Here is a 24609-nt window from a genome sequence, read left to right as displayed (position 1 = left end):
TTAGATGAAAACATTACTATCACTGGTTGGATGGGAAGAAGCTAGCATTGACGATTATCGTGAATGTTACCATATGTACGGTGGAGGGCTGGCAACACATCCGATTGTTTTAGATTTCATTCACATGCGCTTTAAATGTGATGAAAAGTACTATGTACAGAGGGATTCTAACAGGTTATTGACTGCTGCTATATGCGTATGGGGAGGAAAGTTTCTTGCAAATGATCCTTGTACTCCATTATCGAAGTATATCCGTATAGCTATTCCTAATGACGAATTAATCATCCCCGCATCACTGGAAGCTAAATTTATATTGCCTATTAAATCAAAATTTATATCTCCTTTAAACAGGAAAAATTTAATTAATTCAACATATATATTTAATGCCAATAGAAGAGTGTGCATTGCTAAAGAATTAGGTAACGGTGGAATATCTATAAAATCCCAGAAAAAATATAAAGACCGATTGAAGCGATTTCTAAAAATTGGAGGAAAAGTCGTAGACTGTGAATCTTTTAGCCCAAGAGAAATAGCAGATATTTATTTTTCTCTTACTGAGAAAAGATGGGGGTCTTGTTGTGTAGATAGGGAACTAACGCAAGAATTATTTGAACTAATCCAACCTCTTATATGGGGTAATATATTATTTTACAATGATGAAGCTTGTGCATTCCATTTTATTACAAAGACATTTACTTCTGAACACACTATCTTCGAGTTTATCCAAGCAGGAATGGATACTTCAAATGAATTGCAAAAACACTCTATTGGCTCTTTACTAATTTGGAGCAATATAGAAAGAGCTCATTCTCAATATGAAAATGCTAGATATTCCTTCGGCTGTCCATCCAGAGAATACAAACTCAGATGGTGTAGCCTACAACCAATTGGCAGAATATTGAGTCTGTAAAATTGAAAATACTTTCAACCGATAAACCTTGGTTTAACAGAAACCGTGGCATTGGCAAAAAGTGCTTACCCAAAATCCGGTGGTGTTTTGGGTGGGTACTTGGATGCAACAGGGTCTATTTCCGGCAGAGGTGTGTATGAATACCCAAGTATTCGTGTTTATAGTGCTGTAAACAAACCGTCACCGGGCGAGCTAGGCGCATATACCACAGGTGAATGTGATGGGCGATATGGCAGCAAAAATATGGCCTTAAAGTCTACAAATGGTTGGTGGAAATGTGGCGATACTGGAGTGATTTATCAGTGGGGAGTAACTCGAGTTCTAGAGCCTCTAGAGATTATCACAGTTCAGCTACCAGTTAGGTTCTCTAATGCATGTGTGAATGTAATGTTAACAGTGAATCGACTAGGAGCCAGTGGTGGTATAGCTAATGGTTACGCCGCTGTTCTAAGTCCATCTTCATTCAAATTGACTAATGACTATGCTAATACTGGTATTAGTGTAGGTTATTATTGGTTAGCAGTGGGGTATTAATTATGTATTATTACAGTGCAACAACTAACGCATTTTATCCAGCCGAATGGAAACAAGACTATATCAATGCAGGTTCATTTCCAAATGATGCAGTGGAAGTTAATGAGGCTATTTTCATTGAGTTTGCTGGCAGTATTCCACCAGAGGGTAAATACCGAATAGCGGGTAAAAATGGTTTACCAGAATGGGCAGATATTCCTCCCCCCACAAAAGAAGAATTACAGCAACAGGCTAAATTTCAAAAACAGCAATTAATAGCTGAAGCAACAAACCAAATCGCACCATTACAAGATGCTATTGATCTAAATATGGCAAATGATGAGGAAAAAGCACAATTAGTAGCTTGGAAAAAATACCAAATATCACTAAGTCGTATTGATGTCACATTAGCACCGGACATTAACTGGCCTAAAAAACCATACTGATATGTATTTTTGTTATCGGGCTGCATAAGCAGCCCTTATTGTTGTCATTCTGGCATCTCAGGCCATTTAATATCAGGGACCAATGAAGTATCAACACGGTTCAGCAATACCAGATATTTTTTCCATTCAAGTAACAGCGTCTTTTCTTCTTCCGAAGCCAATCCAGTATCAACAGCATATTGGAGCAACGTAATGGTTTCATTAGCTTGTGTACACAGTGTGCCGCGTAGTTGTTCTGCCTGCTCAATTTCACTGTCCTTTATTGCTGCTTTGTCAGTCACCCACTTTGAGCCATCCCATTTATCAAAATGAGTGGTAGGTTGTTCGAATGTCAGGGTTTTGGGTAGTTCACCCAGATCAGTAATTTCTTGCGGTAAGCGAGTTTGTGTGTTGTAAGCTGTTTTTCCACGGTAATCGGGTACAATTTCCCAGTGATTTCCGTCTGCCGTGCGCCTGACAGCCATAAAATCGGATTCAGGAAGTGTCGGGGTATCTGTATAGGAGCTCGCCGGTATGCCTACTCCCTTCATTAGATATTCTGGTGTCGTGCCGATAAATTCCCTTGAATTAGGCGCTGCATGGTAGATTGTCAGCCAGCCCGCTTTTTCTGCTAATCCATCTTTACCTAATGTGGCAATCTCATATTCTAAAGAGTATTTTTGTGTATTCATTATGCTGCTCTCACTATGTAGTTAAATGCAATGTTGCGAGGTCTGTTCTCTGAAGCAACAGGGACAACTCGTGAAGCATCAAAGAGAACTTGTTTTTGCCAGACATCTGTATATTCATTTCCTGGAGCCTTTTCACCTGAAAGAGAAAAACATCCTCCATAACTATTATTTCCACGTAAAATTGTACCTGGGGTATAACCAGTAATATTACGAATTGCATCCCCCTGATGAGTTAAAACCCCACGACCACGATCCACACCGCGCCCATCATCCCAGCCACGAATAAATTCACCGCGCAAATCAGGCAGCACACCTGATGGATAAGCTATAGCTAATTGTGGATATAGTGATTTATTAAATGATTGACCGTTGCATGCGAGATAACCAGCAGGCACATTTGGTAACGGCCATGGGATGGGTGAGCCGACAGATATGTTGATATCATCAAGTGTTGCTAACGTGCCGGATTTTTCTGGTGTTGCTAAAGTATATTTGCGATTGCTGTTTTCATCATTAGCGTATATCGTCAAACGATTGCCAGCTGTTCCTTCAATACCGATAAAATGCTTGTTTGCTGCTCTGAATTCGATATTCGGCCAATTCGATCCATTGTTTATTCTTAAGGTGCCTGTTTGAGCGCTTAATGTACTCGAAATCGGTAAAGCCCCCACATCTCCGGCATTCAAACTGACATCCCCACTTAACGCTTTGCCATTAATTTTCCGGCTGTTCGGCACGGCACTTTTTGCCAATGCCACGGTTTCTGTTAAACCAAGGTTTTATAGAATTCATAAATTAACAATAAATCGTGTTGAAGCAGTGTGCTGGGGCATTAAATGGGGATTGAAAGGGTAAAAACTGGGTATATCTGTGTGTTAATAAATGACCAAAATGACGATTATGGGGAACAGAATTGCAAATGGTTTAATTGTGAACATCTATTGTACATAAAATAACCTAAAAATGGTCAAAGTAGAGCACATATATTGGCAAAATGCGTGCCTTTCCCAATCATGGTGGAAACAGATTGGCTATGATCTGTATCAGTCACTATCTTTTTCTGATTTGCGTATTCTGATTCTGGAGATTTGTTATAACGAAATCAACTGAGGGTTACCTGTAATCTTGTATGGGATTTGGTAACCATATCAAAACAGGTAACTCTCAATTTTAGATAAAGTTTCAACTAACACATCCAAATTTATTTAACGGAAAGCTCTATATTTACACTTCGATTTCTTACCCAAAAAGCTTGGCTGTTATAACAAATCTGGCCTCCGCAGATAGCATTTTCAACTATATCAGGACACCCTTTAATCAATGTATACCATTCAGGGCCAGATCCATCTGAATTTGCATGACCACGACCATGCCGAAATGTTAGTGTACAATTTTCTGTGTCGGTATTGGCAACATTAATATAACTAACACTCCAATCGACAGTTTTAGTTTCATTTGTACATCCATCTATCCAGTTATTATTATCCTGTAAATTTCCCAGATAGGTTTTACCTGCCTCTAAGCGTATTTTTTCATCTCCACTATCGTACATGCAATTAGATGATTGCGTAACAAGAGTAATACTCTTTGTCGCTGATGAGTTTTTAATTTGTAGTGCATATGTGGCTGATAAATTAGAAATTCTACTTTCTGAAACTTCTAATGTTGCCTCCTTATCGGTAATGTTTTCTTTTGTCTCAGCAGCTAAAGCTAATTGTGTTGACGAAGCTAGAATCACAATAGTTGTACCAATTAACGTTTTCAAAGTGATCATATTAATAAACTCCTTTGATGAAATTATTCGGAACCTCATTAGGTGATTTTTGTGAGTCAATTTTCACCCGTTAGATAGCTTCCATAAGATATTAATAACTCATCCCATTAAAATTATTTTATTTGTACTTAAGCAAGTGTTGTTGGACGTTATTGATATCGTAATTATAAGTATAATTCATATTTTTATCTGTTGAATTGTTTTTTTAAATGCACATCCTGATGAAATGTTTGTGAATGCATCTTTTACGGATGTGGTTTATTATGTAAATAATAACAAATTGGTTTTATCTAATTTCAAAATAATTCCATCAATTATAAAAACATCATCTGTATGTTTGTTGTATTAATATGATTATATACCCGTCATCTTTCAAGTTGCTTCTTTGTTGGCTGCACTCGCTCACCTTGGTCACATCGTTATCTATGCTCCCGGGGATTCGCTCCCTTGCCGTCGCCATGCATCTTGAAATCCATAGGGTATAGGTGATGTTTATCATATTAAACTTGAAAAAACTGAGACGTTTTAATTGAATTGATATTTGTCAGTAAAAATGAAAAAATCAGCAAACGCTCTGAAGAATCCGTCTTGAGTTTATTAGCCACGCTGAGTACGATAATCTTTTGGCTAGTGGTATACAATGCTGAAAATAAAGGGCTTCACCTGAGATATCAGGCAAATAGCCATAAATCGAAGCGAGTTATTTCTTATTTGATATTACGGAGAATGTCTTACGACATTCTCCGTCAGATTATTGACAAAGTGCTGGTTTTTTTATCCGGCGCTCTGTTTTAATTCAGCTCCGTTCACCAGACGGAGCTTGCCGCCATGTTAAGGTATTGGCGTAAACAGGGGAGTGAGACGAGTTAAATCTATTTCCTGTTTAACTTGTGCCAAGCTATACGCTTCCTGGAGTCTCAGCCACATTTCCGGCGTACTGCCGATCACGTTGGCTAAACGAACGGCCATTCCTGGCGTTACTGCCGCGCTACCTTCAACAACACGCCCAATAGTTGACGGTGAGACATCCAGTGCACGAGCAAGCGCTCTAAGACTAATATTTAAGTGCTCTATCTCGTCAGAGATATAGCGCCCCGGATGGGGTGGCATACGTTTAGTCATTAATGATAGTCCTCGTAGTTCAGTATATATACCCGTTATCTTTCAAGTTGCCTCTTTGTTGGCTGCACTCCCTCACCCCGGTCACATAGTTATCTATGCTCCCGGGGATTCGCTCCCTTGCCGTCGCGATGCATCTTGAAATCCATAGGGTATAGGTGATGTTTATCATATTAAACTTGAAAAAACTGAGACATTTTAATTGAATTGATATTTGTCAGTAAAAATGAAAAAATCAGCAAACGCTCTGAATAATCCGTCCTGAGCTTATTAGCTACGCTGAGTACGATAATCCTTTGGCTAATGGTATTCAATGCTGAAAATAAAGGGCCTTAACTTGAGATATCAGGCAAATAGCCTTAAGTCGAGACGAGTTATTTCTTATTTGATATTCTCCGTTGATTTTGCTAATGATAGCACTCGACAATGTATTAAATCATCTTGCCAAAATCTATCGAAATAAGGTTTTGATTTATTAATTCTGAGTTTGTGGGGATTCCCCTCAGCGTATTTGCGAGGTCGGTTTTTAACTTCGTCATTATTTAAAATTCAACTAATCCCATCGAACCTAATAAAGCGGCAATTACAGGAATTAAAAATACTAATGCTATTAACGTACATATAATTTTAATTATTGGGTTCTTGTATTTATACGCAGCATAGGAAGATATTAGCCCGATAGGGACAGTGAACCAACCGCATACGGGTTGCCTGTTCACTGTGTGCCTTTGATGTGATAGTAGTAAACTAAACTATTAGTACAATATTGCAAAGTGCTAATAGTACAATTTCTTTGTGTGATTTTGTTTTACTTATTTGATTTTTAATGAAATTATGGATATTGATGGAAGAAGGAGAAGAAAAACCACCCTAACCGGGTGGGTAATAGGTGATATATGTCTTTAGAAGACGAGCTTTGCAATACCAATTGCCAGACCAGTTATTCCTAACATTGTGGCGGCAATCCATTTGGTTTGAGTTGCAATAGATTGGTGAACCTCAATTCTCACAGATGCAATATCTTCCTTTGTTGCATAATTAGCTTTCATAATTGCGAGATCAGTCTTGATGAGGTTCAGATCATCTTCAAGTTTTTTTACTCTGATTTCAAGCATATCGTTGCTGCCTCCGTCACCACTATTGCCGCCTGTTTTAAATGGCAAATCACTTCTTATTGGAACCACGTTATCTCGTTTATTCATTGCTATCTTTCCCCATGATAGCAGGGTATTTCTGTTTTACCCACTCAAGAACTTGTGATGTATCTATCATCATTACATTCCCACATTTTTTACAAATAATTGAAATGTAATAATTGTCCGTATTTTTGTGGTATGTGCTTTCTGCTTTAAATACATTAACATATGGTCCTATATTCATACTACAAGATACAGAACCTGTCATCCCAACTTGGGGAACGGTAAAATGTACGTTATCACAAAGACTACAATGAGGGATAACTCCTTTTGAATCAAAATACTCACCCAATATTTCAGCGGTAATGAATTCAAAATTTTCATACATTGAAGACATTATTTCTCCTGCGATTAAATATAACATATTGATAATAAATAAATTTAAACGGGTTGTTCACCTTGGCTAATCTCGTCATCATCAATGTAACGCGTGTTTTTTATAATAGCCGATACATAATGGACCATTACTACATCATTCTTAGGAATTGTTATTGGTCGATGATCGCTATTTATACTTGAAAACCGATAATCGCCATTTCGTGTGATGTTCATGATTTTTATCATGTTATGTCCGTTACGTGTTCTAACAAAAACTTCATCACCAGGATACACTAGGGTATTCGGTTCAATAACAACAAATTCGCCGGACTGTATGCGTGGCCATATGCTGTCGCCTTTTACTTTTAATCCATATGCATCCCGATCGGAACTATAAATACGCAACCATCCGGAATAGAATTCAACCATGTCTACGGCACCGTCAATGCCAAGAATAGCTTCTCCTATTACTCTAACAAGTCCATCTTTTAGCTTTCCGGCATACTCTACTTTTCCTTGTTCATCTGTATTCTTTACTACTCCTAATTGAAGCCATACCAAATCAACTTGCAAATAATCAGCGATACCTTTCATTGCGGCTGGTTTGGGAAGTGATTCGGCGTTAAGCCATTTGCTTGCTGCTTTTGGTGTAACTCCTAAAGCTTTTGCAAGGACAACACCTCTCCCATGTTCATCTAAGCCGAATTTTTTACAGGCCAGTGCAAGCCTATCGGCGAACTCTTTTCGCACTTTTTCTGTTTGTACCATAGGTTCAATAATAAGCCACGTGCAAAAACTTTCAGTTCAATAATAATGTATACCAAGAGTACAAACAAGGGGCTAAAAAACAATGGACATCAACATAGCATAAAAAGACATAGGTGTTTCTCGTGTCGCCCCTGCGTGTGGTGTTACGAAAAAAGCGATTTACAAGTGGCTAGAAAAAGGCTCATTACCAAAAACCGAATTTTTTGAAAAAACAATTTACGCAATAATAAGGGTGGTTGCACTGCCGCAAAAGATATCAGGCAAATAGCCTTAAATCGAGACGAGTTATTTCTTATTTGATATTACGGAGAATATCTTACGATATTCTCCGCTAATTTTACTAGTGATAGCTCTCGACAATGTATTAAACCATTTTGCCAAAATCTATCGAAATAGGGCTTTGATTTATTAGCGCTGAGTTTGTGGGGATTTTTCAGCGCAAATGCAGGCCCATTTTAAAAATTTATTTTTGTTCTCCAAAGTCCTCAAAAAATATTGCACTTATGTTGCCTGCTTGATCTAAGCCATACATACAAAAGCGTATTGGAGAGTCTTTCTTTTTAATCGTAATCGGTACTCTTCTATAAGTAGAGTAATTTTTATAATCATCGCATTTTGTCGATTTTCTTGGGCCTGCTTTATAACGTATATCAACAACTTCCCAAGGTCTAAATCTGAGGTCGATAACCCAGCTATCATCTGTTTCAAAAAGTAATGTTGAATCCGGTCTTATTCCCGGAAGGGTGTTATCAATTTCACGTAATTTTATTGATGCGTTAGATGTACTCTGCCAGCGTTTATTTGCAGAATGTTGCCCAATGACACACATGGTATATATCCCTTCTTTGGAAGGAACGGTAAGTTTTTCCAGCGGTTGTGTCGTGACTGGAACAGGTTTGCTGTATCCTTTAGGATCGGTACAATCAACATTACTCGCAAGTCCTCTTTTATAGCGAATATTATCAAAACCTTTCTCTTCAAGGCGTAAATTCCAGGTGACAGGTTTGTTGTTAACGGTACCCTTTGTAATTAATGGGCCGCTGGCGTTAATAGTGATCCCTTTGCCATCATCAAATTTACTTAAATCCAGTTTTCCATCAGAAGTAAATGCACGTGCAATTTTATCAATAGGCATATAATAGCTGGCACCTGTACGTGAGAAACTGTGATCGATAATAAATTCACAAGGCCGGTTAAGACCGCAACCCCAGTAACTTCGATCGACGGTGGTATTTAATACACCAATTATCTTGGATTGATCTTTTAACATAACCGGTGAACCCGAAGTTCCTCCTGCAACACCGGCGCAATTAACCGCAGCGGCCGGAGACCAAGCCCATATGCCTTCATATACAAGCGAAGCTTTTCCAGTAATGTTGCAAGCCGAATAGCGCAGGTAACGTTTATCACTCTCTATGCCATTGACCGGAATATGAGCAAGTTCAATCTGCTGGCTGGTTAATTCTAATGCCGATGGTTCATGATCTTTTTGTAAGGTTACCGGCAGTATTCCGCGCTTTGCCAACTCACCATACGTTGCTTTAAGTCTGAAAACCGCAAGGTCGCCGCCTTTCATTGTTGCGTATAAAACTCTATCAACATCAACAGGTTGGTGTTCATTAATTAAGTCAATGAAGTAGTTTGGCGTGTATGTCCAACCTGGGCCTACAGGTTGATCAATGATGACTTCATTGGTATCTAATGAAGAATCAAAACAATGGCCCGCGGAAAGAATAAGTGCTTGTTGATTGGCATCAGGGGTTTCTGAACCGGCAATAAGTGTTGCGGTACATTGGCCGCGACCGCTCAGTTTTCCGACATGCTTAAATCGCTCAGCGCCCGGATCGGTAGATTTTAATAGTGGAGCTTCGTTGCTGGTATTGTCTTGCAGATCAGCAATATGCTCGCTGTTATTTTCGGGAAGTGCTTGTGCAAAAAAACTTGCTGATACAATCCCTGTAATAAGTGTAGCTAAAAAAATTTTCTTCATATTTTTACCTCGTGTTGTTTACATTGTTAATCTTTCCATGTAATGGAAACAGACATTCAATGAAATAAAGTTTATGGCTAAGTTTTTTTTAGAAATTTAATAAATCCTCTATATGAGTATTTAATGTTTACTAATTTATGAATTAATAGACAGTTTTTTTAGCGCATAAGATCATTCTATTGGCTGCCTGTTATCCATAGCCAATAATAAATAACATAAAAATCAGCTAAATAGTTTTATATACGGCAATAGAGCTATAACGTTCAATGGAACGAGGACGGGTTATAAAGATTTTTCTGGTATAAATTCGTTGTTATAAAGGATGAGTTGATTAAATGAGAGTTGAACTCAGGGAGAATGTATATTTATTAGTTGTTACTAAATTTATCACCCGGAGCATTTGTTGTGGAATAATAAAAGTGTTAGCAAAATAATTTTAGTCTTGCCGGAATGAGTTTTAATTCAGTTTGCAGTGTTTTTAAATAGTCAATAGCAATAGTGGCTAAAATGGGATAAAAATCATTTTCTAGTTTGGTTGTCTGCATCAATTCCAGATAATGGTAAGCCCAAGGCAGTAAGTGCTGTTCTAACAATGTACGTGCAGCGGGTTTATGTCCTTGTTCCAAAATGTAAACCAAAGCCAGCAGTATCAGACCGAATTGATCTTCGGGTTCCCGTTGTTCACTGGATATGACAATATTCTGTTTTGCCAGAAATTCCCGGTAAGCCAGCGTGCTTACACCTGATAACGCGTTTTCTCTGTCCAGATAAACCGATCCCCAAGGTGGGTTGGCATAACGCCTTGTCCTTCGAACAAGATAGAGTCGTCATATTGTAGAGATTCGGCTGAGAAGGTCGCGAGCTTTTTTGTCAGATTTTCTATTTTGCAGTTATTTGATCAGGGAAATAATTTATCAATATCGATAAGCAATGGAATTAGTGGGCGGACTTGTTCTGATTTCGGTGAGTAATAAAAACAGGCGCCAAGAATACGAGGTATGGAGGTATATAATAACATAGGTAGTCCTCATTGTGATTTGTGGTTATACAGATGATGTAAGGAACGATTTTATGATAAAAAACATCATAAGCTTATGTGATATGAATAGATAGTTGATTATGATCAATGATTAATCTGTTGCTATGTTGTTACCATCTTTATCACCAGATTGATGGTGATTTTTGTTATAAAGCGCATAAGTTTATCGCCGAAAATAATAAAATTAGCCGCTTTATTGGTGTGAGAAATATATATTTAATCTGCATTTAAATTCAATGAATTTAATAAGGTTATTATGGTAAAAATGAATATCATTAGTTATCTAATAATTAATAACTTGAAAAGTAGACCACGTTAAAAATAAATAAACCCTATGGATTTCAAGATGCGTCGCGGCGGCAAGGGAGCGAATCCCCGGGAGCATAGAAAACTATGTGACCGGGGTGAGAGAGTGCAGCCAACAAAGAGGCAACTTGAAAGATGACGGGTATAAACCGCCGTTAGGTTAATACCGCACCTTAATGGTGTGGTTGGGAAGGAGGTGAAAGTCCTCCGCAGCCCCCGCTGCTGTGATGCTGACAACTCCGCTGATGCCACTGGTCGGAAAGACTGGGAAGGTTGCGGGGAAGGGTGACGCTAAGCCAGAAGACCGACCTGACAGGCACGAGACATTAACTCCTTCGGTGGGAAGCGAGTTGTCATCCAAGTGGTGTGCGCGGTGTTGGCACGTCTTATTGGCGCTCCTTTTCCGATCGACATATCGGGAATTTTCTATGCAATGGTCAGGTAGGAAGGCATTTGTTATCGCGGGTACGGGTAGTGGTTGTGGTAAGACTACGGTTACCCTTGGCATTTTGCGAGCATTGATGTTGAGAGGGTTGACTGTCCAGCCGTTTAAAGTGGGGCCGGATTATCTGGATAGCGGCTGGCACAGCTCGGTGTGTGGCGTAGCATCTCGTAATCTTGATGCATTTATGCTGCCAACCGCGACGCTTAATGGTCTTTATAATCAGCACATGCGTCATGCTGATGTCGCGGTCATTGAAGGTGTGATGGGGTTGTATGATGGTTATGGTACCAACCCAAACTATTGCAGTAGCGCTGCAATGGCTAAGCAGTTGGGATGCCCGGTGATTTTGTTGGTGGACGGCAAGGCAGTATCGACCTCTGTTGCCGCCACTGTTCTGGGTTTTTGTCGTTTTGATCCCTCTCTAACGATTGCGGGCGTCATTGTTAACCGCGTCAATTCTGAAAATCATTTCGAACTTATTCGTCATGCGATTGAACATTATTGTGGTGTGCCGGTGCTGGGGCGTTTGCCCGTGATGAAGGATGTGTCATTACCGTCTCGTCATCTTGGCCTTATTCCTGCTCAAGAGCAGGCTGACAATGATGCTCGCTGGCAGCGGCTGGCTCAGCAGGTGGAGGCGCATATCAATCTTGATCGTCTGTTAGCGCTTTGTGACTGTCCTACTTTACCCGAGGGTGAGGCACCATCATTGCCTGATCCCGCATTGGCTGATGGCTTGACGCTAGCGTTAGCAGATGATGAAGCCTTTAATTTTTATTACCCAGATAATCTGGAGATGTTGGAACGGGTGGGGGTCCGTATTCACCGTTTTAGTCCACTGCATGATCGCCGTTTACCCGATTGTCAGATGATTTATCTCGGTGGGGGCTACCCGGAAATATATGCCGCTAAGTTGGCCGCCAATAGTGCCATGCGGGAAGCTTTACAGGATGCGCATTGTCGTCAAGTTCCCATTTATGCTGAATGCGGTGGCCTGATGTACCTTGGGAAATCGTTGACCGATGGAGAAGGGGCGAGTCACCAGATGGCCGGTATTCTGCCGGGGGAAAGCCATATGGGTACGCGGTTGATGCGCTTTGGTTACTGTCAGGCACAGGCCCGTTTTGACACTTTGCTGGCCGCAGAAGGTGAGATTTTACGGGGCCACGAGTTTCATTATTCTGATTTTATCAGCTCAGTGCCTTCAGTCTTTGACTGTACTAAATGGCGTGACGGGATGGCAATACAGCAATGGGCCGGAGGCTATCAGGTACAGCAGACACTGGCTAGTTATCTTCATATCCATTTTGCTCAGCGTCCTAGTCTGCTTGATCGCTGGTTGAGGTCTGCGAGGAGGTTATTGTGACACTTGCTGCCTGGTTTGCTGCTTTCTTGCTCGATAGCTGGTTAGGTGATCCGCCGCATTGGCCTCATCCGGTGCGTTGGATTGGTAAGCTGATCTCTTTGGTACAGCGGGCGGTTCGGCGCTGTTGTCACAGTGAACGAGCATTGAAAGTCGGTGGAGCAGGGCTATGGATAGTGGTTGTTGGGCTGACTTGGTTGGTGAGTTGGGGATGCTTGTGGCTGATGAACGCCATTCATCCTTGGGTCGGCTGGCTGGTCGAAGTGTGGATGATTTATACCCTGTTGGCTGGCCGTTGTCTGAGTGATACCGCGCTAGAGGTACATGGCGTATTACAACAGGGCTTATTGGATGAGAGTCGCCAGCAATTGTCATGGATTGTCGGGCGCGATACTTCTCAACTGGATGCACCGCAAATCACGCGCGCAGTCGTGGAGACGGTGGCGGAAAACAGCGTTGATGGGGTTATCGCGCCACTGTTTTTCCTGATGATTGGTGGTGCGCCGTTGGCAATGGCTTATAAAGCGATTAACACCCTTGATTCAATGGTGGGGTACAAAACTCAGGAATATCGCGCCATTGGGTATGTTTCTGCTCGCATGGATGATCTGGCGAATTGGTTACCGGCGCGGCTGAGTTGGCTGTTGTTAAGTGCTGCGGCTTGGTTCATTCGGCTTGATTTTCGTCAGGCACTGCGTATTGGCTGGCGTGATCGTTATCAGCATACCAGTCCTAACTGTGGCTGGTCGGAAGCGACGGTTGCGGGAGCGTTGGGTATCCGCCTTGGTGGTCCGAGTTGTTATTTTGGTGAACGAGTAGAAAAACCCTGGATGGGTGATGAACGCCGTAAAATTGCGCTGACGGATATCCCGCTCAGCATCTATTTGATGATGATAGCTTCGCAACTGGCCTTACTGTTGTTTGCGCTGTTGCGCTTACTGTTGGTCGGCATGGCTTAAAAAAGGGCAACAATATGAATTACCTCCAGAAACCTCAGCAAATTGAACAGAATAGCTTCGCAATCATTGGCGATATTATTGCCAGTGAGCGCCCCGATTATCGTTTTGTTGATGAGATGCAAGAAGCGGTGATTAAACGGGTGATCCACACCACCGCAGATTTTGACTGGTTGGATATTTTATGGTTCTCGCCGGGTGTGCTGTCCCGCATGACAGAGGCATTACGTCGGGGATGCACCTTGTATACCGATACGACGATGGCTCAGTCCGGTATCAACAAAGCACTGTTACATCAGATGGGGTGTGAATGCCGCTGCTATATCAGTGATCCGCGAGTGGTTGCGATGGCGAAAGCGCAGGGTATCACGCGCTCTATGGCCGCGGTAGACGTCGCACTGGCGGAAGAAGGGGACAAAATCTTCGTGTTCGGTAACGCGCCAACCGCCCTGTTCCGTCTGCTGGAAAGGAAGGCTTCACCATTGGCGGTGGTTGGGGTGCCTGTCGGTTTTGTCGGTGCGGCGGAATCGAAAGCCGCTTTGATGCAAAGTGAACTGCCTTGTATCGCCGCCGCAGGTCGTAAAGGGGGAAGTAATATCGCGGCAGCGATTATCAATGCCATTCTGTACCGATTGCAGGAGGCACAATGAGTGACACCATGCAACTAGACAGCATCTGGCATAACGGTAAGCAGTATCGCAAGGGTTATACCACGGGTTCCTGTGCTACCGCTGCCGCTAAGGTTGCCGCATTAATGGTGCTGCGTCAGCAAGTTATCGATCACGTTTCTATTGTTACCCCTTCGGGTGTGACATTACGCCTTAACGTTGAACAGCCGTTGATCGAAGGGCAGCAGGCGACCGCCGCTATCCGTAAAGACGGTGGCGATGATGTAGATGCCACTCATGGCATGTTGATTTTTGCTCGTGTCACCTTGTGCGATCACGGTGAGATCCATCTGCGGGGCGGGGAAGGTGTCGGCACGGTTACCCGTAAAGGTGTGGGATTACCGGTAGGCAGCTCTGCGATTAATCGTACACCGCGTCAGACCATTGAGGCCGCAGTACGGGAAGCTATCGGTCCTTTACGGGGCGCGGAGGTGGAAATTTTCGCGCCGGAAGGTGAAGAGCGGGCAAAGAAAACTTACAACGGGCGATTGGGGATACTGGGCGGCATTTCCATCATTGGTACTACTGGCATCGTCACGCCAATGTCGGAGGAGAGTTGGAAACGTTCGTTGGCGATAGAGCTGGAAATGAAACGTTCGGCGGGTGCAGAAAAGGTCATTCTGGTGCCGGGCAATCACGGTGAGCGTTTTGTGCGTGAACAATTAGGGCTTGATGGTCAGCTAGTGGTCACCATGAGTAACTTCGTGGGTTACATGTTGCAGGAAGCGGTGCGGCTTGGGTTCCGCCATATCATGTTGGTGGGACATCCCGGAAAACTGGTGAAAGTGGCCGCCGGCATTTTCCATACCCACAGTCATATTGCTGATGGCCGCATGGAAACGTTGATTGCTTATCTGGCACTGATGGGGGCGTCGCAGGCACTGCTGTTGGAGGTGAGTCACTGCGATACCACGGAAGCTGCAATGGAACTGATTGCAGAACACGGCTTGCAAGCGGTTTATGACCGTATTGCTGAACGCATTTGTGAACGAATGAGTGAAATGTTGCGTTTTGCGGTTAACCCGCCGCGCTGTGATGCCATCATGTTCTCCTTTGATAATCAAATACTTGGCACCAGTCGCCCATTAAATGACATTTTGGAGGCAATGCGATGATCACCGTAGTGGGAATTGGTCCCGGCGATACTGCGTATCTGATACCGCAGGCACAGCACTCTATCACTGAGGCGGAGGTATTGGTTGGTGGTAGACGCCATCTGGAAATATTTAGCGGCGTCACCCATGAAACCCGCGTACTGGATGCGGATCTTGCTGGTTTGCTTGCTTGGCTACAGAACAACAGTACACGTCGGATTGTGGTATTAGCGTCTGGTGACCCGCTGTTATATGGCATTGGCAAATTATTGTCTGAATATTTTACCGCAGATGATCTGCGTATCATTCCGGGTATCAGTTCAATTCAGTATCTGTGTGCCAAAGCTGCGCTGGATATGAACGATATCTATCTGACTAGCAGTCACGGGCGTACCCCGGATTTTGACTGGCTTCTGCAACACGACAAAGTAGGCATGGTAACGGATGGGCGCGTCGGCCCGCGGGCAATTGCGCAGGCCATTATTGAGCGTGGCCTGAGCCGTACATTGATTATTGGTGAAAACCTCTCTTTGCCTAATGAGCGTATTCACCGTCTGCGGCCGGAAGCGGTGGCGATTGACTATGACATGAATGTGGTGGTGATCCTAAATGAGAGATGATGAATTTTTACGCGGACAGAAAGTGCCGATGACTAAAGAACCTGTACGTGCATTGGCGCTGGAGCGGCTGGAACTCAATGGTGCTAGCCAATTGATTGATGTGGGAGCGGGTACGGGCAGTGTGGCATTGGAGGCGGCGTTATGTTTCCCGGCGCTGACCGTTACTGCCATTGAACGCAACCCGGCGGCACTGGCCTTGATTGAGGAGAATCGTCAACGACTCGGTTGTCATAATGTGGAGATTATTGCAGGAGAAGCTCCGTTAGCGTTGGATGTGATGGCGGATGCCGTATTTATTGGTGGCAGTGGTGGGCAATTGACTGCCTTGATCGATTGGGCACTGGATCACATGTACCCCGGTGGCCGTTTGGTACTGACTTTCATTTTGCTGAATAACCTGAATGATGCACTGGAACATTTGCGGACCTGCCAGATCAGTCAATTGGAGTGCATACAGCTACAAGCATCTACTCTGGCGACCTTGGGTACGGGTCACTATTTTAAACCGAATAATCCGACTTATCTGATTTCCTGTTACAAGGAGAAGATCGATGTCTGAATATTTTGATCCTCGAAAAGTGTGGTTTGTCGGGGCCGGACCGGGTGACAAAGAGCTAATCACCCTGAAAGGTTACCGTTTGCTGCAACAGGCGCAGGTGGTGATTTATGCCGGTTCACTGATTAATACCGAACTGCTGGATTATTGCCCGCCGGAGGCTGAGTGTCATGACAGCGCCGGCCTGACGTTGGAACAGATTGTTGCACTGATGGTTGATGGTGTACGTGCGGGTAAATTGGTGGTGCGGCTGCAAACCGGCGATCTCTCGTTGTACGGTTCCATACGCGAACAAGGCGAAGTTTTGACCGAAGCGGGTATCAGTTTTGTCTCGATACCGGGTGTCAGTGCTTTCCTTGGGGCGGCAGCGCAATTAGGGGTGGAGTACACCGTACCGGAAGTGGCGCAAAGCTTGATCATTACCCGGATTGAAGGGCGTACACCGGTGCCGCCACTCGAACAACTGGAATCCTTCGCTGCTCATCAAACGTCAATGGCGATTTATCTTTCTGTACAGAAAATGAGACATGTGGCTGCGCGTCTTCAAGCTGGTGGCTATCCGGCAACGACGCCGGTCGCGGTGATCTACAAAGCGACTTGGGATGAAAGCTTAACCGTGCGCGGTACTTTGGCGGATATCGCTGAAAAAGTACAGGCAGCGGGTATTCGTAAAACCGCTTTGATTCTGGTTGGTGCTTTTTTGGGAGAGGAGTACCACTATTCCAAGCTTTATGATGCGGGGTTTAGCCATGAATATCGCCGGGCATGAATCGATTGCGGTGTTCTGTCTGACGCCGGGAGGGGTCAGACTGGTACATCGATTGAAAACTCATCTTCCTCTGACCTGTTTTACCAGCGAAAAGTTACTGGAGCCGGGGTTTACGCCTTTTAATGGCAGCTTTGGCGACACGTTGCGTGAGGCATTTAAACACTATTCGGCGTTGGTGGTGGTGGCGGCGCTGGGCATCACGGTACGCCTGCTTGCGCCACTTATAAATGACAAGATGCATGATCCCGCTGTGGTGGTGATTGATGAAGGGGGTCAGCATGTTATTAGCCTGTTATCCGGTCATGTGGGTGGCGCTAATGCATTGACTCACCATTTGGCGGCGTTATTGGGGGCTGATCCGGTGATCACAACCGCCACCGATGTTAATGGCATGGCGGCGCTGGACACCCTTGCCACGCAATTAGATGCCGATATGCAGGATTTTCGCCACGTGGTGAAGGTGATAAATCAAATGCTGGTCAGTGGTCAAAAAGTGGGGTTGTGGTGGGATGAACCACTGCTTAGTGAACGTGAGCAGTGTGATATCCGGGGTTTTGTCTCGGTAGCGTGTCTGGAAGAATTGCCAGAACTGGATGCGCTGGTGTGTATCACATTGCGAGATGCATTGCCGGAATTGCCTCTACCGGTTTACAAACTGGTGCCGAAGCGTGTGGTGGCCGGGATCGGTTGTCGCCGGGATACGCCATTGCAAACAGTGATTGAGCTATTGCAGCAGCAGATGGCGGAAAACCATTTCGATCTGATGGCGTTACGTGCCATCGGCAGTGTTGTGATTAAAAAGGATGAACCGGCGCTAAATCAGCTAGCACAACGTTGGCGTGTACCGTTTCAGTTGTTCAGTGTTAATGAATTAAGTCTTCATGAGCAACGTTTTCCTGCATCCGATTTTGTCCGCCAGACGGTGGGGGTTGGCAGTGTTTCGCAGCCTGTCGCTTGGTTGATGAGTGAAGGAAAATTGGTTGGTCGGACCTTGCGTCAGCAGGGCGTCACTATCACTTTGGGGGTATCACAATCATGTTAACAGTAATCGGTATTGGACCAGGCAATGAATCCATGATGACGCAGGACGCGATTGCAGCGATCCAAGAAGCGGAAATTATTGTCGGCTATAAAACCTACACCCATTTAGTTAAACATCTAACGATGGATAAAGAAGTGATTAAGACCGGTATGTGCAAAGAGATTGAACGCTGCCAGAAAGCGATCGATCTGGCATTGTCCGGCCGTAAAGTCGCGTTGATCAGCAGCGGTGATGCGGGAATTTATGGCATGGCCGGCTTAGTACTGGAATTGGTTTGCCAGCAACAGTGTGATCTTGAAGTTAAATTGGTCGCCGGGATCACCGCCAGTATTGCTGCGGCGTCGTTATTAGGCGCGCCGTTGATGCACGATTTTTGTCATATCAGTTTAAGTGATCTGCTAACGCCGTGGCCGATGATTGAGAAACGTATTATTGCCGCCGCACAAGCCGATTTTGTTATCTGTTTTTATAACCCACGTAGCCGTGGCCGGGAAGGGCATCTTGCCAAAGCATTTGACCTTATGCGGCCGTGGAAAGCGGCACAGACGCCGGTTGGCGTAGTAAAAGCCGCGGGACGTAAAAAACAGGATAAATGGATTACTACGTTTGGCGAGATGGATTTCTCCCCGGTGGATATGACCAGTCTGGTGATTGTTGGCAATCAAACAACTTATTGCCGTGATGGATTGATGATCACGCCACGGGGGTATGAATTATGAGTCATCCGGCTATCCATGTTTTCGGTGGTACCAGCGATGCCCGGTTGCTCTGTCAGGCACTAGATGCAGCAGGAGCAGGTTATCGTCTCTCTGTTGCGACTGATGCAGGGAGACAACTGGCCGGTGATATTCAGGGAGAAGTGGTGGTGGGGCGAATGGATGCTGAGGCGATGGTGGATTACTTTGATCAGCATAAAGTACGTTGGGTGATTGATGCTTCTCATCCTTATGCAGATGCACTAAGCCAAAATGTGCTCACAGCATGTCGTCGTTTGTCACTGCGGCTTACTCGTTATCAGCGTCCCAGTGAGATTGACTTACTGAGCCATCCACTGTTGCACAAAGTAAATAGTATCGAGGCGGCTTGCGACGTTGCCCGGACACTAGGACAACGGATCTTGCTCACCACCGGCAGTAAACAACTGGAGCTATATCAGCGTTTACTACCGGGAAAAACATTGTTGGTACGGGTATTGCCGACCGCCGAGGTATTGATTCAGTGTGAAGCGTTAGGATTGGGGGTCGATCATATTATCGCGTTGCGTGGGCCATTTACGGCTGAATTCAATCATGCAGTGTATGAGTTTTGTCACCCTGACGTGGTGATTACAAAAGAGTCCGGGGCCGAGGGGGGATATCAACAGAAAGTGGCGCCCTGTCTGGCGCTTAATATTCCCTGTATTGTGGTGTGCCGTCCTACACAGACTTTACAGGGAGATGAAGGAGAGCAGATTAGTTCGCTGGATGAGTTTGTCCAACACCTAGCCAGTTGGCAGGAATAATGAGGGCAATAAAATGAAAAAAGCACTATTAATCATCAGCTTTGGTACCAGCTATCATCAAACCCGACAAAAGAATATTGATGTCTGTGAACAACAATTGGCCGCAGCTTACCGTGATCGCGATCTGTATCGTGCATTCACCTCAGAGATGATCATCCGTAAATTAAAAAAACGTGATGGTTTACAGGTGGATAACCCACGTCAGGCGTTGGAGCGTTTGGTCAATGAGGGGTATCAGGATGTGGCTATTCAATCCCTGCATGTCATCAACGGTGACGAATATGAAAAGATTGTCAGCGAAGTGCGTACCTTTAGTGATCATTTCCAACGTTTAGTGGTGGGTACGCCGCTGCTTAACAGTTTTGCCGATTATCAACAACTGCTTATTGCCCTGAAAAGTCAGATGCCGCCGTTAGCCGAGGATGAGCGGGTGGTGTTTATGGGACACGGTGCCAGTCATCATGCCTTTTCTGCCTACGCGTGTCTTGATCACCTGATGAATTCACATAATTTCCCGGCATTGGTTGGCGCGGTGGAGAGCTACCCGGAAATCGACCATATCATCATCCGCTTGCGGCGGCAGGCGATACGTAAAGTGCATTTAATGCCGCTAATGCTGGTGGCCGGTGATCATGCGATTAACGATATGGCATCGGACGAGCCGGATTCGTGGCGTTCTCAACTGGAAGCTGTTGGGATAAAAACCCAATCTTGGTTACAGGGGCTAGGTGAAAATCCGCTGATCCGCGAAATGTTCGTTCAACATCTGGCGGACGCATTACAGGCAGAACAACAGGAGGTGGTGTGATGAATGGAAAACTTTATGCGATAGGTGTCGGTCCGGGAGCCAGTGATTTAGTTACCGTACGTGCAGCGCGAATACTTGCTCGCCTTGATGTGCTTTATGCACCTGCTGGGCGTAAAGGGGGGGATAGTCTGGCGCTTTCCATTGTGCGTGAATACCTGTTACCCCACACGGAAATTCGTACCTGCCATTTTCCGATGAACAGTAATGGCGACGAGAAACAGGTGGTATGGGATGAAGTGGCGCAACAACTGCAAGATGAAGTAGCCAAAGGGCGGCAAGTGGGTTTTATCACCCTTGGTGATGCCATGTTATTCAGTACTTGGGTCTTTTTGCTGGCGCGAATTGGTCGGCAAGAGTGGCTGGAAATTGTCCCGGGTATCACCTCTTTTGCCGCGATTGCCGCGCGTAGCGTATTACCTCTGGCGATGGAACAGCAATCAATGGCGATAATGTCTTGTACTGCACCAGAAGCTGAGCTGGAACAGGCATTGCAAACGCATGATTGCGTGGTGCTGATGAAAGTCTATAGCCGTTTTGCCGCCGTGAGTACATTGTTGGCACGCCTGAATCTGTTTGAACATGCTTTATTGATGGCGGATGCGACATTGCCAAGTGAGCAGTGCTGGTGCCGTTTGGATCAGGTGGACGCTGATCAAAAATTACCTTATTTCTCCACCATTTTAGTGAATAAACAATGGCATACTGAGAAATAAGTGCTGGTATGGTAGCAAAAATATTCATTGGGTTGGCAATGGTGGCGAATATTGACAAATTGGATACATTGATCGCCGGGTCAACCCTTTCCATCAGGTAAGGCGTGATTGCGAACTAAGATCGCTGCTCTATAAAACTGAGGAGCAGCTTTTTGCTCTGCTACACCAATAATTGAAGGAGATAGCATGATGGGCTTGTCTTTAATGTTGCAGGGTACGGCATCTGATGTTGGAAAAAGTGTACTGGTTGCGGGATTGTGCCGTATCTTTGTTCAAGATGGTTATCGCTGCGCACCGTTTAAATCACAGAATATGGCGCTGAATTCTGGTATCACTATTAACGGTGAAGAGATGGGAAGGGCGCAGATTTTTCAAGCAGAAGCAGCGGGTATTGAACCGGATGTACGGATGAATCCAGTATTGCTTAAACCCACCAGCGAGCGTAAAGCGCAAGTGGTGTTAATGGGAAAAGTGGCTTGTAGCATGAATGCGGTGGAGTATCACCAGTATAAGCCCAGTTTACAGCAGCAAATTTGCGAAGTTTTTCACAGTCTGGCGAGTGAATATGACGTCATTGTGCTGGAAGGGGCTGGCAGTCCGGCGGAGATCAATCTGCGAGATCGAGATATTGTCAATATGGGGATGGCGGAGATGGTTGATGCCCCTGTGCTGTTGGTCGCGGATATTGATCGCGGCGGCGTATTTGCGGCCATTTATGGCACATTAGCACTGCTACGCCCGGCGGAGAAAGCGCGGGTAAAAGGGGTGATCATCAATAAATTCCGAGGTGATATCAGCCTGCTCCAGCCGGGTATTGAACAGATTGAAGCTTTAACTGGCGTGCCGGTATTGGGCGTCATGCCTTGGTTGGATATTGATCTGGAAGATGAAGACGGCGTAGCGCTACAAACGGGCAAATATGATGGCGCGACAGAAAAGGCGCTGGATATTGCCGTGATTCGTTTGCCTCATATTGCTAATTTTACTGACTTTAATGCGCTGGCGGTGCAACCGGATGTTCGCTTGCGTTATGTGACTCAACCATCCGCGTTGCAGCCGTCGGATTTGATCATCTTGCCCGGTAGCAAAAACACATTGGGAGATTTGCAATGGCTGAGACAGAACGGGTTAGCGGATGCCTTGTTAACGGCACATCAGGCTGGTGTTCCTGTTATCGGTATCTGCGGTGGTTATCAAATGCTGGGGAAACGGATCATTGATGGGGTGGAGTCGGGTATTGAACAGATGGATGGTCTCGGATTGTTGGATATGGAAACCCGCTTTGCTCATGAAAAAGTAACGACTAGGGTAAACGGTAACTGCTTGTTAGCATTACCCGGTTTGCTGTCAGAGTGCGTTGAGCAGCCTATTCGTGGTTATGAAATTCATATGGGCAGCTCATTACTGGGAGCGGATGCAACTCCGTTTATCGATATTACCGAGCGTAACGGCCAATCGGGTGGTTGGTGTGATGGCGCGGTTAATCGAGAAGGCAGTGTGATGGGCAGTTATATTCATGGCTTATTTGATAGCGCTAATTTTACCCGAGCTCTGCTTAACGCTTTGCGTCAGCGCAAAGGATTGGCGGCTTATCAAGGGGAAATACTGGATTATACCCACTACAAACAGACTCAGTTTGATCTCCTGGCGAAAGCCATGCGCGAACATCTGGATATAGAACGGATTTATCAATGTATGAAAACTCATCGACAAGGTTCGGTTCCGTGATCTTAATCACTGGCGGGGTTCGAAGTGGTAAAAGTGTGCTGGCAGAGAGACTGGTGGCACAAGCGAGTGAACAGGTGTTATATATTGCGACTGCTGTCGTGACAGACAGTGAAATGGCCGAACGTATACAACTGCACCGCGAAAATCGGCCGGCTCATTGGCGTACATGGGAAGGTTATCGCGATCTCGGTGCAGTTATCACGACGCAAACCCGACCGGGAGAAGCGATTATCTTGGAATGTATCACCACCTTAATTACCAACCTATTATTTGAGCAAGCGGGAGAGACGCCACCTGAACAAATGGACTTTGCTGTATTAGAGGTGGGGATTCAGCAACAAATTAGCGATCTGTTAGCGGCTTGTGCCCGCATGACTTCCCCGATATATCTGGTTACTAACGAATTGGGAATGGGTATTGTGCCGGAGAACCGTCTGGCTCGCCATTTCCGCGACATTGCCGGCAGGGTCAACCAGCGGCTGGCGGCGGCTGCCAGTGAAGTATTTTTGATGGTATCGGGAATTGAGGTAAAAATTAAATGAGCCTGCGTTTGTTTCTTGCCACCTTACAATTTATGACCCGCATTCCGGTACCATCGCGCTGGACACAGGGAGTGGAAATCGATCAGTACGTGCGAGGTATAGCGAGTTTCCCACTGGTTGGATTAATCGTCGGTGTGCTGGCGTCGGCGGTTTTTACTTTGCTGGCTCCCTGGAGTGGCGCGCCCTTGGCGGCACTGGGTTACGTATTAGCGCTGGCGCTGTTAACTGGGGCTCTTCATCTTGATGGTTTAGCGGATACCTGTGATGGTGTATTTTCTGCCCGTAAGCGGGAAAGAATGCTAGAGATTATGCGTGATAGCCGTTTGGGAACAAATGGTGGGTTGGCGTTGATCTTGCTTATTTTGGCGAAAGTGCTGGTGGTGAGCGAATTATCTCTGCGTGGCGCTTCTATGCTAATGGCTTTGACTGCGGCATCTGTTGCCGGCAGGAGTGCGATTATCTTATTAATGTACCGCCAGCGTTGTGCTCGTGAAGGGAGTGGCTTGGGGAATCTCTATATCGGTCGGGTTAACGGTTATCAGGCACTGTTGACATTGTTAGGTGGGGCAATATTGATTGCTCTACTGATGCGCTGGTCTGGTGTGTTGGCATTGGCGATTACGCTGTTGGTTATCGGGTTGCTGGCAATGTATCTGCACCGCCGTTTAGGCGGTCAGACCGGTGATACCCTTGGTGCATCAGTGGAAGTCGGGGAGTTGGTATTTTTACTGGCGCTATTGTGAGTCATTTCCTG

Annotated in this window: 29 protein-coding genes, 5 pseudogenes and 1 riboswitch; of the genes and pseudogenes, 22 read left to right on the top strand and 12 right to left on the bottom strand. The window is 44.9% G+C overall.

From position 1 onward, the window contains the following. Positions 1 to 4 precede the first annotated feature (4 nt). The 3 genes from AACQ38_RS09235 to AACQ38_RS09225 are packed head-to-tail and all read left to right on the top strand — an operon-like array spanning position 5 to position 1869. Positions 5 to 910: a GNAT family N-acetyltransferase gene (locus AACQ38_RS09235; protein ID WP_165577954.1), complete on the top strand. Its 906-nt coding sequence runs from the start codon at positions 5 to 7 to the stop codon at positions 908 to 910. Between the two features lie 51 nt (positions 911 to 961). Beyond that, a complete protein-coding gene (locus AACQ38_RS09230) occupies positions 962 to 1444 on the top strand; it encodes a gp53-like domain-containing protein (protein WP_125026241.1) in 483 nt (160 codons plus the stop codon). Between the two features lie 2 nt (positions 1445 to 1446). After that, positions 1447 to 1869 (top strand): tail fiber assembly protein, encoded by a 423-nt coding sequence (locus AACQ38_RS09225; protein WP_011147240.1) that lies wholly within the window; start codon positions 1447 to 1449, stop codon positions 1867 to 1869. A gap of 44 nt (positions 1870 to 1913) precedes the next feature. Here AACQ38_RS09225 and AACQ38_RS09220 read toward each other — a convergent pair whose 3' ends face one another. The 4 genes from AACQ38_RS09220 to AACQ38_RS09205 form a co-directional block, all read right to left on the bottom strand. Continuing rightward, entirely contained in the window at positions 1914 to 2540 is a 627-nt protein-coding gene (locus AACQ38_RS09220; protein ID WP_165577953.1) for a tail fiber assembly protein, read from the bottom strand. Further along, positions 2540 to 3298, bottom strand: coding sequence for a phage tail protein (locus AACQ38_RS09215; protein WP_162107584.1), 759 nt, complete (start codon positions 3296 to 3298; stop codon positions 2540 to 2542). The genes AACQ38_RS09220 and AACQ38_RS09215 overlap by 1 nt, the downstream gene beginning before the upstream one ends. A 443-nt stretch (positions 3299 to 3741) precedes the next feature. After that, positions 3742 to 4314, bottom strand: a complete 573-nt coding sequence (locus AACQ38_RS09210) for a hypothetical protein (RefSeq protein WP_165577952.1) — start codon at positions 4312 to 4314, stop codon at positions 3742 to 3744. A 325-nt stretch (positions 4315 to 4639) separates the two neighbouring features. Continuing rightward, the gene (locus AACQ38_RS09205) at positions 4640 to 4813 is read right to left on the bottom strand and encodes a hypothetical protein (protein WP_165577951.1); all 174 of its coding nucleotides are present in this window, start codon (positions 4811 to 4813) and stop codon (positions 4640 to 4642) included. 86 nt (positions 4814 to 4899) lie between these two features. Here AACQ38_RS09205 and AACQ38_RS09200 point away from each other — a divergent pair. Then, positions 4900 to 5060: pseudogene (locus AACQ38_RS09200) on the top strand (IS4 family transposase); the annotation flags it as partial. Between the two features lie 85 nt (positions 5061 to 5145). Here AACQ38_RS09200 and AACQ38_RS09195 read toward each other — a convergent pair. Together AACQ38_RS09195 and AACQ38_RS09190 are read right to left on the bottom strand one after the other, a co-directional pair. After that, on the bottom strand, positions 5146 to 5436 hold the full coding sequence (locus AACQ38_RS09195) for a HigA family addiction module antitoxin (protein WP_011147221.1): 291 nt from the start codon (positions 5434 to 5436) through the stop codon (positions 5146 to 5148). 19 nt (positions 5437 to 5455) lie between these two features. Continuing rightward, positions 5456 to 5605 (bottom strand): hypothetical protein, encoded by a 150-nt coding sequence (locus AACQ38_RS09190; RefSeq protein ID WP_165577950.1) that lies wholly within the window; start codon positions 5603 to 5605, stop codon positions 5456 to 5458. Between the two features lie 86 nt (positions 5606 to 5691). On the opposite strand from AACQ38_RS09190, the pseudogene AACQ38_RS09185 reads away from it, so the two are divergent. After that, positions 5692 to 5912 (top strand): annotated as a pseudogene (locus AACQ38_RS09185) (IS4 family transposase); the annotation flags it as partial. A gap of 423 nt (positions 5913 to 6335) precedes the next feature. On the opposite strand, the gene AACQ38_RS09180 reads toward AACQ38_RS09185, so the two are convergent. Genes AACQ38_RS09180 through AACQ38_RS09170 form a run of 3 tightly spaced genes read right to left on the bottom strand, consistent with a single transcriptional unit; the run spans position 6336 to position 7715 of the window. Continuing rightward, on the bottom strand, positions 6336 to 6635 hold the full coding sequence (locus AACQ38_RS09180; RefSeq protein ID WP_112894097.1) for a hemolysin XhlA: 300 nt from the start codon (positions 6633 to 6635) through the stop codon (positions 6336 to 6338). After that, a complete protein-coding gene (locus AACQ38_RS09175) occupies positions 6628 to 6966 on the bottom strand; it encodes a hypothetical protein (RefSeq protein WP_165577949.1) in 339 nt (112 codons plus the stop codon). Before AACQ38_RS09175 ends, AACQ38_RS09180 begins: the two co-directional genes overlap by 8 nt. 44 nt (positions 6967 to 7010) lie before the next feature. Further along, positions 7011 to 7715 (bottom strand): XRE family transcriptional regulator, encoded by a 705-nt coding sequence (locus AACQ38_RS09170; RefSeq protein ID WP_165577948.1) that lies wholly within the window; start codon positions 7713 to 7715, stop codon positions 7011 to 7013. 109 nt (positions 7716 to 7824) lie between these two features. Here AACQ38_RS09170 and AACQ38_RS24040 point away from each other — a divergent pair. Then, a pseudogene (locus AACQ38_RS24040) lies at positions 7825 to 7938 on the top strand (DNA-binding protein); the annotation flags it as partial. A gap of 28 nt (positions 7939 to 7966) precedes the next feature. Next, positions 7967 to 8127, top strand: a pseudogene (locus AACQ38_RS09165) (IS4 family transposase); the annotation flags it as partial. A gap of 51 nt (positions 8128 to 8178) precedes the next feature. Here the strand turns inward: AACQ38_RS09165 and AACQ38_RS09160 are convergent. The 3 genes and pseudogenes from AACQ38_RS09160 to AACQ38_RS09150 all read right to left on the bottom strand — a co-directional run bounded on the left by AACQ38_RS09160 (position 8179) and on the right by AACQ38_RS09150 (position 11464). Next, a complete protein-coding gene (locus tag AACQ38_RS09160; protein ID WP_165577947.1) occupies positions 8179 to 9705 on the bottom strand; it encodes a trypsin in 1527 nt (508 codons plus the stop codon). Positions 9706 to 10127: 422 nt separating this feature from the next. After that, positions 10128 to 10723, bottom strand: a pseudogene (locus AACQ38_RS09155) (molecular chaperone TorD family protein). Positions 10724 to 11191: 468 nt separating this feature from the next. Continuing rightward, a riboswitch (cobalamin riboswitch) is annotated at positions 11192 to 11377 on the top strand. After that, positions 11342 to 11464, bottom strand: a complete 123-nt coding sequence (locus AACQ38_RS09150) for a hypothetical protein (protein ID WP_255562387.1) — start codon at positions 11462 to 11464, stop codon at positions 11342 to 11344. Its footprint overlaps the riboswitch before it by 36 nt. A gap of 14 nt (positions 11465 to 11478) precedes the next feature. On the opposite strand from AACQ38_RS09150, the gene AACQ38_RS09145 reads away from it, so the two are divergent. From AACQ38_RS09145 to cobS, 15 genes are all read left to right on the top strand, one after another. After that, positions 11479 to 12861: a cobyrinate a,c-diamide synthase gene (locus AACQ38_RS09145; RefSeq protein WP_113026394.1), complete on the top strand. Its 1383-nt coding sequence runs from the start codon at positions 11479 to 11481 to the stop codon at positions 12859 to 12861. After that, positions 12858 to 13817 (top strand): adenosylcobinamide-phosphate synthase CbiB, encoded by a 960-nt coding sequence (gene cbiB, locus AACQ38_RS09140; protein ID WP_113026393.1) that lies wholly within the window; start codon positions 12858 to 12860, stop codon positions 13815 to 13817. Before AACQ38_RS09145 ends, cbiB begins: the two co-directional genes overlap by 4 nt. Positions 13818 to 13831: 14 nt before the next feature. Beyond that, complete coding sequence (locus tag AACQ38_RS09135) at positions 13832 to 14464, top strand: cobalt-precorrin-8 methylmutase (RefSeq protein ID WP_011147216.1); 633 nt, start codon at positions 13832 to 13834, stop codon at positions 14462 to 14464. After that, on the top strand, positions 14461 to 15597 hold the full coding sequence (gene cbiD / locus AACQ38_RS09130; protein WP_165577946.1) for a cobalt-precorrin-5B (C(1))-methyltransferase CbiD: 1137 nt from the start codon (positions 14461 to 14463) through the stop codon (positions 15595 to 15597). The genes AACQ38_RS09135 and cbiD overlap by 4 nt, the downstream gene beginning before the upstream one ends. Next, positions 15594 to 16196: a cobalt-precorrin-7 (C(5))-methyltransferase gene (locus tag AACQ38_RS09125; RefSeq protein ID WP_165577945.1), complete on the top strand. Its 603-nt coding sequence runs from the start codon at positions 15594 to 15596 to the stop codon at positions 16194 to 16196. Before cbiD ends, AACQ38_RS09125 begins: the two co-directional genes overlap by 4 nt. Beyond that, a complete protein-coding gene (locus AACQ38_RS09120; protein ID WP_011147213.1) occupies positions 16186 to 16755 on the top strand; it encodes a decarboxylating cobalt-precorrin-6B (C(15))-methyltransferase in 570 nt (189 codons plus the stop codon). The genes AACQ38_RS09125 and AACQ38_RS09120 overlap by 11 nt, the downstream gene beginning before the upstream one ends. After that, on the top strand, positions 16748 to 17521 hold the full coding sequence (locus AACQ38_RS09115) for a cobalt-precorrin-4 methyltransferase (RefSeq protein ID WP_165577944.1): 774 nt from the start codon (positions 16748 to 16750) through the stop codon (positions 17519 to 17521). The genes AACQ38_RS09120 and AACQ38_RS09115 overlap by 8 nt, the downstream gene beginning before the upstream one ends. Further along, complete coding sequence (gene cbiG, locus AACQ38_RS09110) at positions 17502 to 18563, top strand: cobalt-precorrin 5A hydrolase (RefSeq protein WP_011147211.1); 1062 nt, start codon at positions 17502 to 17504, stop codon at positions 18561 to 18563. The genes AACQ38_RS09115 and cbiG overlap by 20 nt, the downstream gene beginning before the upstream one ends. Beyond that, a complete protein-coding gene (locus AACQ38_RS09105) occupies positions 18557 to 19282 on the top strand; it encodes a precorrin-3B C(17)-methyltransferase (protein ID WP_011147210.1) in 726 nt (241 codons plus the stop codon). The genes cbiG and AACQ38_RS09105 overlap by 7 nt, the downstream gene beginning before the upstream one ends. Next, complete coding sequence (locus tag AACQ38_RS09100) at positions 19279 to 20064, top strand: cobalt-precorrin-6A reductase (RefSeq protein ID WP_011147209.1); 786 nt, start codon at positions 19279 to 19281, stop codon at positions 20062 to 20064. The genes AACQ38_RS09105 and AACQ38_RS09100 overlap by 4 nt, the downstream gene beginning before the upstream one ends. A gap of 13 nt (positions 20065 to 20077) precedes the next feature. Then, the gene (gene cbiK / locus AACQ38_RS09095; protein ID WP_011147208.1) at positions 20078 to 20872 is read left to right on the top strand and encodes a sirohydrochlorin cobaltochelatase; all 795 of its coding nucleotides are present in this window, start codon (positions 20078 to 20080) and stop codon (positions 20870 to 20872) included. Continuing rightward, on the top strand, positions 20872 to 21585 hold the full coding sequence (locus AACQ38_RS09090) for a cobalt-factor II C(20)-methyltransferase (RefSeq protein ID WP_011147207.1): 714 nt from the start codon (positions 20872 to 20874) through the stop codon (positions 21583 to 21585). The genes cbiK and AACQ38_RS09090 overlap by 1 nt, the downstream gene beginning before the upstream one ends. 189 nt (positions 21586 to 21774) lie before the next feature. Then, complete coding sequence (locus AACQ38_RS09085) at positions 21775 to 23313, top strand: cobyric acid synthase (protein WP_165578003.1); 1539 nt, start codon at positions 21775 to 21777, stop codon at positions 23311 to 23313. After that, complete coding sequence (cobU, locus tag AACQ38_RS09080) at positions 23310 to 23855, top strand: bifunctional adenosylcobinamide kinase/adenosylcobinamide-phosphate guanylyltransferase (RefSeq protein WP_011147205.1); 546 nt, start codon at positions 23310 to 23312, stop codon at positions 23853 to 23855. Before AACQ38_RS09085 ends, cobU begins: the two co-directional genes overlap by 4 nt. Next, positions 23852 to 24598 (top strand): adenosylcobinamide-GDP ribazoletransferase, encoded by a 747-nt coding sequence (gene cobS / locus AACQ38_RS09075; RefSeq protein WP_165577943.1) that lies wholly within the window; start codon positions 23852 to 23854, stop codon positions 24596 to 24598. Before cobU ends, cobS begins: the two co-directional genes overlap by 4 nt. The last annotated feature ends 11 nt before the right edge of the window (positions 24599 to 24609 follow it).

The organism is Photorhabdus sp. RW14-46 (genome assembly GCF_963887965.1).
Lineage (GTDB): Bacteria > Pseudomonadota > Gammaproteobacteria > Enterobacterales > Enterobacteriaceae > Photorhabdus > Photorhabdus laumondii.
Note: the sequence above shows the minus strand (reverse complement) of the source record. Positions and strands in the feature narration are given on the sequence as shown.